The 15128-nt window shown below is 55.4% G+C and carries 18 protein-coding genes and 1 tRNA gene; 9 read left to right on the top strand and 10 right to left on the bottom strand.

The features are described from left to right. A complete protein-coding gene (locus WEB54_RS13790; RefSeq protein ID WP_368055726.1) occupies positions 1 to 585 on the bottom strand; it encodes a YajG family lipoprotein in 585 nt (194 codons plus the stop codon). 87 nt (positions 586 to 672) lie between these two features. Then, on the bottom strand, positions 673 to 1467 hold the full coding sequence (gene yaaA / locus WEB54_RS13785; RefSeq protein WP_368056290.1) for a peroxide stress protein YaaA: 795 nt from the start codon (positions 1465 to 1467) through the stop codon (positions 673 to 675). A 181-nt stretch (positions 1468 to 1648) separates the two neighbouring features. On the opposite strand from yaaA, the gene WEB54_RS13780 reads away from it, so the two are divergent. After that, a complete protein-coding gene (locus WEB54_RS13780; RefSeq protein ID WP_368056288.1) occupies positions 1649 to 2422 on the top strand; it encodes a hydroxyacylglutathione hydrolase C-terminal domain-containing protein in 774 nt (257 codons plus the stop codon). Then, positions 2416 to 2694, top strand: coding sequence for a PilZ domain-containing protein (locus WEB54_RS13775; protein ID WP_368055720.1), 279 nt, complete (start codon positions 2416 to 2418; stop codon positions 2692 to 2694). Before WEB54_RS13780 ends, WEB54_RS13775 begins: the two co-directional genes overlap by 7 nt. A gap of 20 nt (positions 2695 to 2714) precedes the next feature. On the opposite strand, the gene WEB54_RS13770 is transcribed toward WEB54_RS13775, so the two are convergent. Further along, entirely contained in the window at positions 2715 to 3752 is a 1038-nt protein-coding gene (locus WEB54_RS13770; protein WP_368055718.1) for an NADP(H)-dependent aldo-keto reductase, read from the bottom strand. An 82-nt stretch (positions 3753 to 3834) separates the two neighbouring features. Between WEB54_RS13770 and WEB54_RS13765 the strand changes: the two genes are divergently transcribed. Genes WEB54_RS13765 through WEB54_RS13755 form a run of 3 tightly spaced genes read left to right on the top strand, consistent with a single transcriptional unit; the run spans position 3835 to position 5178 of the window. Further along, positions 3835 to 4182 carry a hypothetical protein gene (locus WEB54_RS13765; protein ID WP_368056286.1) on the top strand — a complete coding sequence of 116 codons (348 nt, stop codon included), beginning with the start codon at positions 3835 to 3837 and terminating at the stop codon, positions 4180 to 4182. 4 nt (positions 4183 to 4186) lie between these two features. Beyond that, positions 4187 to 4438, top strand: a complete 252-nt coding sequence (locus WEB54_RS13760; protein WP_368055715.1) for a hypothetical protein — start codon at positions 4187 to 4189, stop codon at positions 4436 to 4438. Beyond that, positions 4435 to 5178, top strand: coding sequence for a heparan-alpha-glucosaminide N-acetyltransferase (locus WEB54_RS13755; protein ID WP_368055714.1), 744 nt, complete (start codon positions 4435 to 4437; stop codon positions 5176 to 5178). The genes WEB54_RS13760 and WEB54_RS13755 overlap by 4 nt, the downstream gene beginning before the upstream one ends. A gap of 100 nt (positions 5179 to 5278) precedes the next feature. Here the strand turns inward: WEB54_RS13755 and WEB54_RS13750 are convergent, their stop codons facing one another. Next, entirely contained in the window at positions 5279 to 6955 is a 1677-nt protein-coding gene (locus tag WEB54_RS13750; RefSeq protein WP_368055713.1) for an AMP-binding protein, read from the bottom strand. After that, complete coding sequence (locus WEB54_RS13745) at positions 6942 to 7202, bottom strand: hypothetical protein (RefSeq protein ID WP_368056283.1); 261 nt, start codon at positions 7200 to 7202, stop codon at positions 6942 to 6944. The genes WEB54_RS13750 and WEB54_RS13745 overlap by 14 nt, the downstream gene beginning before the upstream one ends. 31 nt (positions 7203 to 7233) lie before the next feature. Here WEB54_RS13745 and WEB54_RS13740 point away from each other — a divergent pair, with 31 nt between their 5' ends. Beyond that, entirely contained in the window at positions 7234 to 7740 is a 507-nt protein-coding gene (locus WEB54_RS13740; protein ID WP_368055612.1) for a hypothetical protein, read from the top strand. Between the two features lie 369 nt (positions 7741 to 8109). On the opposite strand, the gene WEB54_RS13735 is transcribed toward WEB54_RS13740, so the two are convergent. The 5 genes from WEB54_RS13735 to WEB54_RS13715 all read right to left on the bottom strand — a co-directional run bounded on the left by WEB54_RS13735 (position 8110) and on the right by WEB54_RS13715 (position 13317). Continuing rightward, positions 8110 to 8185, bottom strand: a tRNA-Ala gene (locus WEB54_RS13735). A gap of 112 nt (positions 8186 to 8297) precedes the next feature. Further along, complete coding sequence (gene pepN, locus WEB54_RS13730) at positions 8298 to 10931, bottom strand: aminopeptidase N (RefSeq protein ID WP_368056281.1); 2634 nt, start codon at positions 10929 to 10931, stop codon at positions 8298 to 8300. 263 nt (positions 10932 to 11194) lie between these two features. Further along, entirely contained in the window at positions 11195 to 12055 is an 861-nt protein-coding gene (locus WEB54_RS13725; protein WP_368055264.1) for a DUF2797 domain-containing protein, read from the bottom strand. Further along, entirely contained in the window at positions 12052 to 12330 is a 279-nt protein-coding gene (locus WEB54_RS13720; protein WP_368055266.1) for a YeaC family protein, read from the bottom strand. Before WEB54_RS13720 ends, WEB54_RS13725 begins: the two co-directional genes overlap by 4 nt. Positions 12331 to 12417: 87 nt before the next feature. After that, entirely contained in the window at positions 12418 to 13317 is a 900-nt protein-coding gene (locus WEB54_RS13715) for an NAD(+) kinase (protein WP_368055268.1), read from the bottom strand. 54 nt (positions 13318 to 13371) lie between these two features. Between WEB54_RS13715 and WEB54_RS13710 the strand changes: the two genes are divergently transcribed. The 3 genes from WEB54_RS13710 to WEB54_RS13700 are packed head-to-tail and all read left to right on the top strand — an operon-like array spanning position 13372 to position 15014. Then, positions 13372 to 14265 (top strand): DUF1853 family protein, encoded by an 894-nt coding sequence (locus WEB54_RS13710; protein ID WP_368055270.1) that lies wholly within the window; start codon positions 13372 to 13374, stop codon positions 14263 to 14265. Further along, positions 14228 to 14428: a hypothetical protein gene (locus tag WEB54_RS13705; RefSeq protein WP_368055272.1), complete on the top strand. Its 201-nt coding sequence runs from the start codon at positions 14228 to 14230 to the stop codon at positions 14426 to 14428. Before WEB54_RS13710 ends, WEB54_RS13705 begins: the two co-directional genes overlap by 38 nt. Beyond that, positions 14421 to 15014 (top strand): DNA-J related domain-containing protein, encoded by a 594-nt coding sequence (locus WEB54_RS13700; protein ID WP_368055274.1) that lies wholly within the window; start codon positions 14421 to 14423, stop codon positions 15012 to 15014. Before WEB54_RS13705 ends, WEB54_RS13700 begins: the two co-directional genes overlap by 8 nt. The last annotated feature ends 114 nt before the right edge of the window (positions 15015 to 15128 follow it).

The raw sequence follows: 15128 nt of genomic DNA, 5'->3' as shown, positions 1-15128 counted from the left end.
CTATTGCTGGTTGAGAAAGGACTCCAGACCCGGGTCTGCATACATCCGCTCCAGGGCTGCATCGAACACGTAGTTCATTAACTCGGCGTTTTCTTTCTCGCTCGGGTAACGCAACGTTTCAATCATCCGCTGCGCCCGAAAACTGTTGGAATATACGGTTCCATCAGCAACCGCCTGAACCGAGAAGCGCGCGGCGCCCGTCGCTTCCTTACGAGCGGCATCGATACTGGTAACGTGATAGCTCAGTTCCTCAATTGCAAACGTTAGCTCGACATCCGCATTCATCTCGACAAGCTGATAGCCAGCCCGATCCATGACTTGCTCGGAAAGTTGTTGCAGATCAGCCCGTAAATCGCCACGTGGGGAAATCACGCTGCTGTCCGTATAGGCGCCACCGCGTACCCCGATCTGATTGTTGGTACGACGGTCTTCAGCGAACACGTACACCGAAGCCCCGTTGCCTGACGGTAGATTGCCGGCGTCAAGCGAGGGTTGAAATTGAATTTGCTGGGGAGAAAATTGGGCGCAACCAGCCAATAACAACGCCGCACTGCCTACCCATAACCCGCGAATAGCCGTCAACATGACACACTCCTACATTCTAGTTGTGAAATAACAACCGGTTAAACATCAAAGTCCGATCAGACGCTCCGATCGGCGGTAAGATACGGATCAGTCTACACCCGGTACCTCGTCGCGCAAAAACTGCCAGCGCTCGGCTGTAGATCGTTCAGCATCAAACCGGTAACCCGCCCAGTCAAACGCTTTCAGGTCTTCAACCGAGTCTATACCCTGTTCAAGCATATACCTGACCATCATGCCTCGTGCCTTCTTGGCGTAAAACGAGATGACCTTGTACTGCCCATTTTTGAAATCCCGAAACTCCGGCGTCACCACCGGAATGGGTAAAAGTCTCGGTCTGACGGCCTTAAAGTATTCGTTTGACGCCAGGTTGACCAGTGTTTTGGCACCGGATTTACGAACATCATCCGCAAGCGTAGTCGTCAGAGCATCACCCCACCAGTCGTAGAGATTGCGACCGCGAGGGTTGGATAAACGCGTGCCCATTTCCAGCCGATACGGCAGAATCCGATCCAGAGGTCGCAGCAGTCCATACAGACCAGAGAGAATGCGCACCCGATCCTGTGCCTGCTCAACTTGTGGTGGTGTCAGTGTCGTTGCCTCCAGGCCCTGATATACATCCCCAATAAAAGCAAACAGCGCCTGTTTGCTCTGGGCAGGATCCATCGGCAACTTCCATTGACTGAACCGCTCCACATTGAGACTGGCAAGAGACTCGCTCAGCGACATCAGGCCCTGCAGGTCGCCGACGGTGCAGGTACGTAAAATATCGACCAGTTCGGCTGCTTCCTGGTTAAAACGCCCTTCGGTCACTTTATCGACCGGTGCGACTGTCTCGAAATCCAGTTTCTTGGCGGGTGAAATGACCGTCATCACGGCTGGCATCTGGAAAGGTTCCTCCTAAAATGATGGTTGCGCAGTGCCCTGCCCGGCGAGCGCTGCTGATTCGAACGCACACCTGCTGACCATGGGTCTGCCTGACTGGGCAGAGAATTCCACGACAGCATCATTGTTTCAAACGGGATTTTTGCATAGGGTTAATAGAAATAATGCCGATGAGTATACCATGAGAGTCATTCGAACCTTCGTTCCAAACTCTTTTCAGAACTACAACCACCTGGTGGTGTGTGAACACAGTCAGGCTGCTGCAGCGGTCGATCCCTTTGACGCGGACCATTTGCTCGCTCTGGCCGAAGACCAGGGCCTGCACATTACCGATATCTGGATCACCCATGAACACGGTGATCACATTCGCCACCTGGAAGAACTGAAAGCCAAAACCGGTGCCCGGGTAAGAGCGCCGGAGACCTGTCAGGGGCGTTTTCAAGCTGATCACTGGTTGCGCGATGGCGATGAACTGACCCTGGGCCAGTCCAGGGCCTGGTTCTGGATGTCTCCCGGGCACACACCGGGCCACGGCGTCTTCTATCTGACTGAGCCGGAACCCACGCTGATCTGCGGCGACACCCTGTTCAACGCCGGTGTCGGCAACACCCGTTCAGGCGATACCGACACACTGTTTCACAGCATTCAACAACTGCGACAACGGGCTCATCCGGATACACGCATCTATCCCGGGCACGATTATCTGCCGACCAATCTCGCCTTTACACTAAGCATTCTGCCCGACCACCTACCCGCTGTGGATATGAAAGCCACCAGCGACCGACAAACGCCAGATACCCGCTTAACGACAACGTTGGCCGATGAAGAACAGATCAACCTGTTTTTCCGGCTCGAAGACGACACCCTCGCCCAGGCACTCAGTGACCATGGGTTCCGCACCGACACTGCTCAGGCCCGGTTTACAGCGCTGCGGCAACTGCGAGACCGATGGTGAGCCAGGATCAGCGGGCTCACCCGCGAACCCGACTGGAAGTCGTCATCGAACTGGTCACCCGGGATGGCCATCGCACGGAAGCAAAAACCTGGAATATTTCTGACGGAGGCACCTTTGTCGAGCTGACAGCGGACCAGAAGCAATGCTTTAACCTCGGCACTCAGGTGCGCAGTCAAGTTAAGGGGTTACCCATGCCTGCACCCGTGGTCATGATGCGCGTGGTCCGTCACGCGCCCTCGGGAATTGGGCTAAAGATTATTGAAGCCCGCTAACACCTACTCAGATAAAAGCATTAAGGGCATGGGTTTGGCTGGCGCTGATGCACGGCCTCTATATCGGCCAGTACTTTGTCCGACAACACCAGGCTTTCACTGTCGATGTTACTCTTCAGTTGCTCCATCGTGGTCGCCCCAATGATGTTGCTGGTCACAAACTGGCGGCTGGTCACGTAAGCCAGCGCCATCTGCGCCGGATCCAGCCCGTGGTCCCGTGCCACTTGAATGTAATCGGCGGTTGCCGCAAAACCCTGGGCGTTATTGTACCGCTGGAAACGTTCAAACAGAGTCAGCCGCGCGCCCTCAGGCCGCTGGCCATCCAGATATTTACCGGCCAACATGCCAAACGCCAGCGGTGAATAAGCCAGTAAGCCGACCTGTTCACGACAGGCAAACTCAGCCAGACCCACTTCAAAACTGCGATTGAGAAGATTGTAGGGGTTCTGAATGCTGTCTATGCGCGGCAACTGATCTCGGTCACTAAGACGCAGGTACTCGGCCACGCCCCAGGGTGTTTCATTCGAAATCCCGATACGGCGTACCTTGCCTTCCTGCACCAGTTCATTCAACGCGGACAGACTCTCGGCGATACTAACGGTGTCTTCGTTGGCATCCAGCCCCTGATAGCCCAGCTTGCCAAAGAAATTGGTGCTCCGGTCGGGCCAGTGCAGTTGATACAGATCGATGTAATCTGTCTGCAGCCGCCGCAGGCTGGCCTCGCAGGCCTGTTTGATGTGATCCCGCGATAAGGTCGGGCCGCCACGAATGTACTCGAAATCACCTCTGGAAATAGCTTTGGTCGCGAGCACAACCCGGTCACGCTGACCACGCTGCTTAAACCAGGTGCCGATGTACTCCTCTGTCCGGCCATAGGTCTCTGCTTTGGGTGGCACCGGATACATCTCGGCGGCGTCAAAAAAGTTAATCTCGCGCTCAAGTGCGTAATTCATCTGCTGGTGCGCTTGCGCTTCGGTATTCTGCTGGCCCCAGGTCATGGTTCCCAGTGCGATGCTGGAAACCTTGATGCCGGAGCGACCTAATTCTCTGTATTCCATAAATTACCCTATTCTGTGCATTTAGATTCGCCTGTAAGCGTCTATAATAGGGGCACATTCAACCCAATTCGATGGGAAAAGCATGTCACGCAGAAAAAAGAGCCGTTCACTGAAAGACCGGCTCGGCATCAAAACCGGGTCCAAGAAAACCTTTATCAGCCAGGGCGATAAAGGAAAAATTCCCAGTAAAAACCGACTGGCCAAGCACAGGAACCGCAGCAAATCAGCCTATGCCAAGTTCCTGGAGGAAAATAAGGGCAAAGACACGAGCGCTGGTCAGGGGCCCCAAAAGCCACCAGCACAAGGCCCTTCAGTTGACCACTCAGCGGAACTTTCCGAACCTGAGCCATTGGATGATATCGATGCCGACGCGGCCGATTTCGACGAATTGAGTGGCGACGAACTGCTCGAACGTTTTGAACGGAGTTAAACCGATGACACGGTTTAGACAGGCATGGCTGTGTTTTGCCCTGCTGGTTGTCACGCCTTTGGCATTCGCCGAAGATTTTGGGGTCGCCAACTGGGAACAGAGCACTATGATGGTGTGCGGCCAGGAGCAACGCCCCAATCTTACACCCCTGATCACCCAGCAGCTCGCCTGGAAAGAGAACCAACCCCATCACCAGATTATTTACCACACGTTGGACAGCCAAGACCTGTCAAATACGGAGACAAGCCCGTATTGACCACGGCCATCAGATCAGCTAGCGCACCCTGGACACACACTCGAAAAGAGCGGCTGATCAGCATTGATCAGATGCGGGCTCTGGCACTGGTATTAATGGCCGTGTTTCATTTTGGCTATGATCTGAGCGTTTTTGGCTATCTGAGTTTCGACGCAAAAGCCCCGTTCTGGGCGGTATTTCGCAGCATTATCGTCACCCTGTTCTTTCTCAGCGTAGGCGCGAGTCTGGCTCTGGCCAATGCCAATGGCATTCGCTGGCGGGCTTTCTGGGTGCGTGAGCTGAGGATTGTCGCGGGTGCACTGACTTTTACCATCGCCACCTGGCTGCTCTATCCGGACAGCTGGATCTGGTTTGGAGTTTTGCATTTCATCGCCGTCGCCAGCCTGCTGGCATTGCCTCTGGTTCACACTCCGCGCCTGGCCCTTATCGCTGGGGTGGCGATACTGGCGCTGTTCAACCTAACCGACTGGTTCAATCTGGTGCCGGTGTATCAGGCGTTACGTGAACCCCTGAACCTGCCCAACCGAACTATGGACCTGACTCGACTGATCCCCTGGCTGGGGATGGTGTATATCGGGATTTACCTCGGACACAGACGTTTTTTCAGCATCAACCGACTTCTCTTCCTACCAACTGCAGGCCCCTTTCTCTGGCTCAGCCGACATAGCCTGGGGTTCTATATGATTCACCAGATTCCACTCTACGGGCTGGCCTGGCTGATCTACATTCTGGTTGGATAGTACCGCTATTTCTGACTGTGAGTTTTTCCAAACAAAAAGCCCGGTTATTAGCCGGGCTCACATCAGATGGCAGGATTATCAGATCAGGTTTATATAGACCCTATCCAGTCACAGTCTCATCTTCCCAAAACACTTTACCGGCAGACACATTAGCCAGGCGATCCTGATACTGCTGTTCAAGGTCGGCACGCTTCAATTTCAACGTTGGTGTCAGCAGGCCATTCTCGATACTCCAGAGATCGTCTGCCACCAGAATACCATCGAGACGCTGGTGAGATTCCAGCCCTGCATTAACCGCAGACAGGGTATGCTGCAGTGACGCCCGCAACGGCTCGCGCGCTGATCTGCGCAGATGCTCCGCCAGTACCACCACGGCGACCGGCTGGGTACGGCCACTCCCCATCAGACATACCTGTTCGATGTCCGGGTTGCCCGCCAACTGACTCTCAATCGGTACCGGTGCAACGTATTTGCCCTTGGCGGTTTTGAATTCCTCTTTCAGACGACCCACGATGGTGTAAGAGTCATCAGGATTCTTGATCGCTTTATCGCCAGTTTTGAACCAGCCATCTTCAAACGAATCGGCTGTAGCTTCCGGGTTTTTGTAATACGTTTCGAAGACCGTATCGCCGCGAACCTGCATTTCACCCTGCGTACTGAGGCGAACTTCAAGGCAATCGATGGGTACGCCAATGGTACCCAGCCGGTCTTCACGGAACGGCATATTAGTGGTTGAAAGACCAGCGGTCTCCGTCATGCCCCAGGCTTCGCAAATGGGTATGCCCAGGCGGTAATACCAGTGCAGCGTACTCGGTGAGATCGGCGCTGATCCCGAACCGAAAATGCGCACCGAATTTAAACCCAGCCCCTGACGAATTTTCTTGGCGACGATTTTGCCAAGCAGCGGAATGCGTAACAGTTTTTGCAGTTTTTGTTCCGGCATCTTCTCGTGAACACCGGCCTGAAAGCGAACCCAAAGCCTTGGAACCGACAGAAAGGCGGTAGGTTGGGCAACCTTCAAATCATCAACAAATGTATCCAGCGATTCAACAAAGTAAACCGGCCCGCCAGCATACAACGACGTTCCCTGAATCACCGTACGCTCGGTAATATGAGCCAGCGGCAGATACGACACAGTACGGTCGTCTGGCCGCAAGCCGATGACGCTTCGGTTGGCTGTGGCAGCAGCAGCGTACTGACGGAACTTCAACACAACACCCTTGGGGTTACCGGTACTGCCCGAGGTGTAAACGATCGACATGATGTCATCAAGACCTACCTCAGCCACGTCGGCCAGCGGCTGTTGCTGACTGATCCAGTCTTGCCAGCGAATATCGTGTTCAACGGTATCGTAAGGAAACCCGATGCGTGGAATCGAACCGTCGAACACTTTGGAACCCGCAGCTTTATCATCCAACTTGCCAACAAAAATCGCCTTGGCTTCACTGTGATCCAGAATATACTGCAGCGTCGATTCACCCGCCGTTGCGTAAATGGGCACACTGACCAGGCCAGCCATCATGATCGCCCAGTCGGCAATAAACCATTCCGCACTGTTTTTGGCGAAGATGGCGACCCGGTCACCCGGGTTCAGCCCCAGTGATGTCAGCCCCTGGGCAATTTTGCGAGCATCCTTATCTACCTGCCTCCAGGTCCACACCTTTAACTGCCGGTTTGCCGGTTGATGCAGATAGGCCTCATCACCCCGTTCCCGGACATGACGCGCCAGTTCCTGCAAGGGTGTTTGATAGTGACGAGCTTTACTAGTGTCGTTCATGCGGTTTCCATTTTTGTTGTTGTATGTGGGATTTCCGGCTAAATGATGGCCCTTGTTTTACCCCGTTCAGACCTTCGATTTCGCTGAAAATGACGTCAACAGTATTGACCAGTGCCTGGAAAAACGCACGGATATTGCGCGGGAACGTGATCTGATTGGCTGTTTTTGAAATTATCGGCAAATAGGCATTAACCAGAGCGGGATTGGTGACGAAAGAAAGTCGACACCTGACCGGGTTTTGGGCCATGCTTGACACATCACTGACATAGGAACACGACATGCCAAGATCGACCCTCTGGGCATTGATTGCCGCTCTGCTACTCGCGTTTTTTATGGCTTACGCGCTGTGGGATAACCAGCAATTAACCCAAACTGCACGGTCACTGGAACAACAGGTGAGCGACCAGTCTGCCGATTTACTGGCGGCTCGCAGTCAGGCACAGACCCTGACCGAAGAAAACCGTCAGCTCGAACAACGTCTCGGCCAGTTCACCGATCAGCAGAACGGCCTGGCAGACATCGTCGGTGAATTGCAGGCCCGACTGAGCGAGGTCACGGAGGAATACGCCAATCTGGTGGCCACACAACAACAGACTCAACAACGCCTTGAAGCCGCATCGACCCGTCAACGTGAGCTGGCAAGGCTGGAATCGGAGGCTGATGCCCGGGCTCAGGCCAACCAGGAACTGACCGCGCAGCTTGAGCAACAGCTACGACTAAATGAGCGCTATCAGCAGCAATTGCAAGCTGCCAACACCGCGCTGACTGGACGCCAGGAAGAATAAGCGCGACCGGTGTAGCCGATACCCAACCACAGGTCACCGAGACCGACGAAGCCAGTCGGCAGCGAAACCGGCGCATTGAAATTGTTTTGGCGCCACAGGAACCATAAGAACCGCGTAAGAATAGCGAGTTATATTCCGAAGAGTTACATCTTAAGTTTTGGAGTTTGACTAGGAGACTAGCGGCGGGCACCGGGGGTACCACTGTGGGGGAGTCCGCAGCAGGGATGCTGCGGTCTAGGCTCCATGGATGGATCTACGCCGACCCGACAGGGGTGCCCCCGGTGCCCGACGCGGGCCGATACCACGATGTCTAAATTGCCGTACTCCGTCCATAAAAAAACCGGTCGCAAGGACCGGTTTTTTAGAATTTGGTGGAGCTATGCGGGATCGAACCGCAGACCTCCTGCATGCCATGCAGGCGCTCTCCCAGCTGAGCTATAGCCCCAAATTGGGTGCCGGACTCCCGTCTGACACCGGTGGGTATTCTACTGGTGCCTAACGGACTGTCAATACTTTGCGTTGTATTTCAATCAGTTATGCACCTTGTGGTACCAAAATCAGTCTTTCAGGGCGCGTTGAGCCATCTCGAACACGTTGGACGACAGCGACTCAGTAGCCAGAATGGTCTCCAGGGCTGAAGCCATCATCCGCCCGCGAGCCGTATCGTACCGTTTCCAGTCCGACAACAACGTCACCAGCCGAGCAGCCAGCTGAGGGTTCAAGGCGTTCAACTGGCGAACTACGCTGGCGAGCAAGGCGTACCCCTCCCCCTTTTCATCGTGAAACGACTCGGTGTTCATCGCAAAACCCACAATTACACTGCGTACCTTGTTCGGGTTTTTGATATCGAAGGCTGGGTGCTGCATCAGCGTTTCTATGCCTGCGACCGTCATTCCCGGCGTACCCGCTTGCATGGTCAGCCACTGTTCAACCATCTGGGTATCGGATTGCCAGCGCTCGTAAAAATCACTCAGCAGCGATTGTTGCAAGGCTTCGGCATCGCCTGCCAGTACAGCTCGTAACGCATTACTGCGATCTGTCTGATTGGTGGCACCGGCATACAGCTCAGCGGCAAAATCAAAGGCTGCCTGATCGCCCGCCTTTAACCAGTACCAGAGACTCAGACCCTGCAATTGACGACGACCGGACTCTTCAGCGTTAAATTCGTAAGGCGCATCGCTACTGAGTTTTTCGGTCAGCGACCGCCAGATATCCCGGTAACGGCTGGCGAGTGTTTTGACCAGATGCTTGCGCGCGGCAATCAGGTCGTCGATGTAAACCACATCGACTGCATCCTTGAGAATCGCATAGCCAGGCAGGGTCAACATGCTGGCACGAATCGCAGGCGACAGCGAGGCATCACCGGCCACCGTCGCCACCGCTTCAACGACGACCGAAGGCGCTGACAGAGTGCGCCCGGCTCTGTGGTCTGTCGCCATGCTCAAAATAGCCCTGAGATACAATTGCTGCAGCGCATCCCAGCGGTTAAATCCATTGGCGTCGTTTGCCGCCAGGAAAGCCAGCTGCTCATTGCTGTACCCGAAAGACAATTTCACCGGAGCTGAAAAGTCCCTTAGTAAACTGGGCACCGGCCGTTCCGACAAACCGGTGAAAACCACCTCCGTAACTTCATCGGTAATGGTCAGTACTTCGGTGTCGGCATTGTAATTGGCCTTGGTGGTAATCGGCAGATCCTGTCCATCAGCGCCCAACAATCCCAGTTTTATCGGAATAACAAAGGGAGATTTTTCAGTCTGGCCCGGCGTGGCCGGACACGATTGATGGAAACTCAGAGTGTAAGTGCCCTTGCCCGCATCGAACTGATCCGTCACCGTTAGCCGGGGCGTTCCCGCCTGACTGTACCAACGCTTGAACTGGGTCAGATCAAGGCCCGACACCTCCTCCATACAGGCAACGAAATCGTCGGTGGTCACCGCCTGACCGTCAAACCGTTCGAAATATAAATCCGATCCGCGCCGGAAATACTCCGCACTAATCAGGGTGTGAATCATCCGAACGACTTCAGCGCCCTTTTCATACACCGTGGCGGTGTAGAAATTATTAATCTCAATGTAAGAGTCGGGCCGCACCGGGTGCGCCATGGGGCCGTTGTCTTCAGGGAACTGACCCGCCCGCAGCCCGGCCACGGTTTCAATTCGCTTGACCGCGCGGTCGTGCGTGTCTGAACTAAATTCGGTATCGCGGAATACGGTAAAGCCTTCCTTTAGCGACAGCTGGAACCAGTCGCGGCAGGTCACCCGGTTGCCGCTCCAGTTGTGAAAATACTCGTGCGCTACGATGCCTTCTATGCGCTCAAAGCGCTGATCGTTAGAGGTATCGGGCGATGCCAGTACGGCAGCGCTATTAAAAATATTCAGCCCTTTGTTTTCCATGGCGCCCATATTGAAAAAGTCTGACGCGACAATCATGAACAGGTCCAGATCGTACTCACGGCCATAGACTTCCTCGTCCCATGTCATGGCTTTTTTCAGCGATGTCAGTGCGAAATCAACTTTGTGGGCATTCTGGGGCTCAACGAAAATGCGCAGAGTGGCCTCGCGGCCACTGAACGTCGTGAACCGATCATCTTTACTGGCCAGATCGCCAGCGACCAGTGCAAACAGGTAACTTGGCTTCGGAAACGGGTCTTCCCAGACCGCGTAATGCCGCCCGCCTTCCAGAGCCCCACTGTCAACAGGGTTGCCGTTCGACAACAGCACCGGAAAATGTTTGGCATCCGCTTCAATGCGTGTGGTAAAGGACGCCATCACGTCGGGGCGATCCGGGTAGAAGGTGATCTTGCGAAACCCTTCGGCTTCACACTGGGTGCAATACATGGTGCCAGACTGATACAGGCCTTCCAGAGACGTGTTGTTCTGTGGGTCAATGTGAGTTACTGCGCGGAATTGGACTTCATCGGCATCGCACTGAAGTCTGAGTATATTGTCACTGTACTGGTAGTCGTCTTCAGACAACGGCTGGTCGCCCAAATGCAGGGACTGAATCGACTGACCAACCCCATTCAACACCAGCTCGCGGCTGTCTACAGTCGGATTCTTTTTCAGACGCAGTTCTGATGCAACCTCGGTGTAACCCTCAAACAATCGCACGGTCAGATTAATATGCTCTACCCAGTAGGCAGGCTGCTGGTATTCCTTGAGATAAATCGTTTTCGGATCCTGTGTTCTCATCAGTGTCTCACTCTTGCCCTTGAAGGAAAGCCCTTGTGGGGCCGGGTCGGGAAGGCCGGTACGAAGACCGGAAGTCAGGCCCGGATATAAGCCTATGAACTCAAGTTCCGAAGTTCGCACAATACGAGCGGCGGATGCCGGTGGTGCCTCTGCGGCCTAGGCTCCACGGACGGATTCATGCCGACCCCGCAGAGGCACCACCGGTAGCCGACGTGGACGATTGGCACCCAAGGTCCCCGAACTCCGAAACTTGAATTTTAACGTTAACGCAACACCACCTGGTAGCCGGTGTGGCGACGAATGTTGATAACGCCGGTATCAAGAATCCAATACTGGCCTTTAATGCCCAGCAAGGTGCCTTCGACAACCGGTTGTTTATCGAGCGTCAGGCTGCTCACTTTTTCGGGATAGCGTTCAACCGGATAGTCGAGCGAGCGAACGTCGGCGTGGTTAATCAACTGAATGGCCTGCAACCCATACTCAGCAATTAGAGCATCCAGCTCCGGACGGCATTCAGCCACCAACTGATCACGCAGTGCGGGCAAATCCAGCGGATCCGAAGTGCCTTTGAGCATGGTGCGCCAGTTGGTTTTATCGGCCACATGCTGCTTGAACACCACTTCCAGCAAACCGGCCAGTTTGCGGGATGTCACCCGGGCAATGATCATCGCCTGGGTTGCGCCCTGGTCAACCCAGCGGGTCGGAACCTGGCCACCCCGGGTAATGCCCACTTTAATACCGCTGGCATTGGCCAGATAGACATAATGCGACTGCATGCAGGTGGCTTCGGCCCATTCCGGCTCACGACAGGTACTCTGGTCAAAATGGCATTTCTCCGGGCTCATCATGCAGCTGTCGCACTGGGCCAGCGACATGAAATGCTCGTAACAGTAACCCTGCCCGAAGCTCTTGTTGGTGACTTTGTCGCAATAGACGCAGTGAATTTCACCCAGGTATTCAAGCCGGATCGGGGTGCCAATGCGGGCATTCATATCGATGTCCCGCTCACCCAGTCGCAGCCGGTACTGCACCGGTGAGGTCGCATCGCTGATCATTTTCTCCAGCCCGCCACGACCGAGTTCGGTGGTTTCGTCTGGTGCTTCACTAAAAAGATCGAGATTCATTGCAGGGTGTCCCCACTACCGGGCAAGTTGATCACCTGGATGTCATTCAACCGTTCAGCCTTGCGTTTAACGGATTCGGGCCGGTCAATGTACCCGGTGCGCACCTGTTCGGGCACGCCATTGCTGATTTCGTATTTAAGGCAGGCTTCCAGACACAGCGCTTTCTGCTCCTTGGAAAGGGCCACCCCATTGGGCCATTTGCCCAGTTCAACGGCCTCTTTCAGCCGGCTGTAGACTTCGGGAGACAGGCTCCCGGCCACGGCGTCAAAATTCATTGGTTCCACCTCTGCAACCCTGCTTTGCTGACATGTGCGGTCAAACTGGCCAGAGACAAGGGAGCCTCTGAATATTTCCCACAGGGGTTAATCTTCAAGACGATTGCCCCAGCCCAGTTTGGTGCGGCAAATCTCGTAATAGTTGTGATCTTCCGGGTGTAACAGGCGCAAGGCCTGTGGAAACCGGCTGATTTTCAGCTCATCGCCCGGAGCGATGGCAAAATGGTGTTGGGCATCAAAACTGATCTGCGGTTCGAAACCATGATCTTCCCCCAGCTGGATGCTGAGTTGAGCGTCAGCACCAACGACCAGTGGCCGGTTATTCAGGCTGTGCGGGAACATGGGCACCAGAATCATGGTATCGAGGCTCGGATGCACCAGCGGGCCACCAGCCGACAGGGCGTAAGCAGTCGAGCCGGTAGGTGTTGACACGATCAGCCCATCGGACCGCTGGCTGTAGACAAACTGATCGTTAATGTAGAGCTCGAATTCGATCATGCGGATGCTCTGGCCAGAGTGCAGCACCACGTCATTCAGTGCCCGGCCGGTTTCCAGTACCTGGCCATCCCGGATAATACTCGCCTGCAGCAGAAACCGGTTTTCAATGACGTACCGGCCAGAAAACACATCGCGGACCTTCTGTTCCATCTCAACGGGCATGATGTCGGTCAGAAAGCCGAGACGACCCCGGTTAATACCAAGCAAGGGAACATTATACTCTGCCAGGTCACGGGCTGCGCCCAGCAGTGTTCCATCGCCACCCACGACAATAATCAGGTCGGCCCAGGCGCCGAGTCCGGCCCGGTCAAGCGGTTCGCAGGTAAGGCCCGGAATGGCCTCAGCCAGGGGCAAATCAATTCGACAGGCCCGCTTCAACTCTCGCAACAGCTGAGTTAACCGGCGCACCGAATGCACTACGCTGTCGCTGTCCAATCGGCCAACAATGCCAATCCGGTCAAAGGATTGGGTGTATTCGGGTTTGGTCATTAAGGTCGCTTCAGTTATCGTCAACGGTCTCGAAGCATACCAGAAGGGACCCGCATGGACGAAGCAGTCCGCGCTCAATTGCGCCAGGATCTGTTGTGGATCCTCCAGGCACCCGCCCTGCTGCCCGCAGCCGAACTGGGCTGGGATCCGGGCGAGGCCTTTACCGCAGATCTGATTGATCCGGTTCTGACCACCCAGTGGCAGGCACTGGAACAGGCCCGGCACGGTAAACTGGGTCATTATTTTGAAGCCTTGGTTCAGGCGCTGTTTACCGCCTCGCCCGATTACCGGATTCTAGCCAGCAACTGCATCATTCGTGGCCCCTCTCGTACCCTGGGTGAGCTCGACCTGCTGTTGGAGGACTACCGTCAGGGTTGCATCGTTCATTTGGAGCTGGCGCTCAAATTTTACCTGCTGATCCCCGAGGTACCCGATATCGACCCGGCGTGCCGCTGGATCGGATCCGGTCTTAAAGACTTCATGACCCTGAAATCACAACGCCTGCTGTCCCATCAACTGCGCCTGCCGGAACGAGCCGCGGAAGAAAACGCCTGGCCCCTGCATTTACCGAGACCCGACCAGTCGCTCGGTTGGGTGACAGGCCGCGGGTTCGTTCCCTATTCCACCGAACTGGATACTGCCACCACAGCTCAGTCATGGCCACTGATCGCGCCCCAGGCGCTGGTACGACCCTGGTTGACCGAATCCGACGCCCGGCAGCGAGGGCTAACCGGGCACTGGATCAACAAGAGCCAATGGCTGTCTCCGCACCCGGGGCCCAACGAGACCCGCAAACACCCACCGCCGGCACAGTGGCTGGGCCGGCTACCCGGCGAGGGTGAAGACGGGCACTGGTTCATCGTGCCCGATGACTGGCCAGAGCGGGCACAGGGCAGTATGCTGCGCCGGTTTGACCGGCTACCCATGCCTCGACAAACTGACCGGTAAACGGGAACTCTGGCCGGAAACCTTTGTGCTCGACCGGGAAATTGACCGCGCCATGCTCTGTCTGGAAGCCGCCAATGCCGCCGTTGACTACCGTCATTTAGCGCCCGGCGAGCACCACAGTCCGACCACCGAACCTGGAGTATCAACCTCGAACGATGCGTGAGCTGAACCTGCCACCCGGCCTGCTGGAAACCGTCGACCAAGCCTTAACGGCTGCACCGTCTGGGCTGTCGGAATACGAGTTGATCCAGGCACTGGACCGGCAACACCCCGACCTCTTTCCCAAACCCGATCTGGGAGACCCGCTGCTGCTGTTCCAACATCACTTTGTACTGATGCACGTACTGTATCGGTTGCAACAGCAACACCACCAAAGCGCCCGCCGCCTGTCGATCTGCCCCCTAAGGATTCAGTGGCAGGCGGCCAACACCGGCGATAGCCGGGCGCTTCACCCGGACCCGTCTCTGGCGGCTTACTATCTGGATTTTGGGAATCTGGCAAAAGAGGATGGCTTCAGCGTTCAAAGCCTGCTGGACGGCTTCTGGCGACGCTTACTCGGCGAAGAACGTGCGCCCGATGCCCTGGCAACACTAGGCCTGGAACAATCGGCCAGCTTTGCCGACATCAAAAGCCGATACCGGCAACTGGCCAATGAACATCACCCCGACAAGGGCGGCGATGCCCAGGCATTCGGACGCATTCAAGAAGCGTATGACACGCTGAAAGACCAGCAAAAATACCGTAGATAATGAGCCGGTTTAAATTCGTTCACCGGCTCTGCTGCCTCAAGTTTCGGAGTTATCTCGGAAGACTAGCACCGGGTGCCGGGTATGCCTCTGTGGGGTAGTCCGCAGCATGGATGC

This window comes from Saccharospirillum sp. (assembly GCF_040881935.1).
Taxonomy (GTDB): Bacteria; Pseudomonadota; Gammaproteobacteria; order Pseudomonadales; family Natronospirillaceae; genus Saccharospirillum.
Note: the sequence above shows the minus strand (reverse complement) of the source record. Positions and strands in the feature narration are given on the sequence as shown.

Excerpts from the sequence above, each read along its gene's own strand:
- WEB54_RS13790 (WP_368055726.1), bottom strand. The coding sequence starts at position 585 with ATGTTGACGGCTATTCGCGGGTTATGGGTAGGCAGTGCGGCGTTGTTA.
- yaaA (WP_368056290.1), bottom strand. The coding sequence starts at position 1,467 with ATGCCAGCCGTGATGACGGTCATTTCACCCGCCAAGAAACTGGATTTC.
- WEB54_RS13780 (WP_368056288.1), top strand. The coding sequence starts at position 1,649 with ATGAGAGTCATTCGAACCTTCGTTCCAAACTCTTTTCAGAACTACAAC.
- WEB54_RS13775 (WP_368055720.1), top strand. The coding sequence starts at position 2,416 with ATGGTGAGCCAGGATCAGCGGGCTCACCCGCGAACCCGACTGGAAGTC.
- WEB54_RS13770 (WP_368055718.1), bottom strand. The coding sequence starts at position 3,752 with ATGGAATACAGAGAATTAGGTCGCTCCGGCATCAAGGTTTCCAGCATC.
- WEB54_RS13765 (WP_368056286.1), top strand. The coding sequence starts at position 3,835 with ATGTCACGCAGAAAAAAGAGCCGTTCACTGAAAGACCGGCTCGGCATC.
- WEB54_RS13760 (WP_368055715.1), top strand. The coding sequence starts at position 4,187 with ATGACACGGTTTAGACAGGCATGGCTGTGTTTTGCCCTGCTGGTTGTC.
- WEB54_RS13750 (WP_368055713.1), bottom strand. The coding sequence starts at position 6,955 with ATGAACGACACTAGTAAAGCTCGTCACTATCAAACACCCTTGCAGGAA.
- WEB54_RS13745 (WP_368056283.1), bottom strand. The coding sequence starts at position 7,202 with ATGGCCCAAAACCCGGTCAGGTGTCGACTTTCTTTCGTCACCAATCCC.
- WEB54_RS13740 (WP_368055612.1), top strand. The coding sequence starts at position 7,234 with ATGCCAAGATCGACCCTCTGGGCATTGATTGCCGCTCTGCTACTCGCG.
- pepN (WP_368056281.1), bottom strand. The coding sequence starts at position 10,931 with ATGAGAACACAGGATCCGAAAACGATTTATCTCAAGGAATACCAGCAG.
- WEB54_RS13725 (WP_368055264.1), bottom strand. The coding sequence starts at position 12,055 with ATGAATCTCGATCTTTTTAGTGAAGCACCAGACGAAACCACCGAACTC.
- WEB54_RS13720 (WP_368055266.1), bottom strand. The coding sequence starts at position 12,330 with ATGAATTTTGACGCCGTGGCCGGGAGCCTGTCTCCCGAAGTCTACAGC.
- WEB54_RS13715 (WP_368055268.1), bottom strand. The coding sequence starts at position 13,317 with ATGACCAAACCCGAATACACCCAATCCTTTGACCGGATTGGCATTGTT.
- WEB54_RS13710 (WP_368055270.1), top strand. The coding sequence starts at position 13,372 with ATGGACGAAGCAGTCCGCGCTCAATTGCGCCAGGATCTGTTGTGGATC.
- WEB54_RS13700 (WP_368055274.1), top strand. The coding sequence starts at position 14,421 with ATGCGTGAGCTGAACCTGCCACCCGGCCTGCTGGAAACCGTCGACCAA.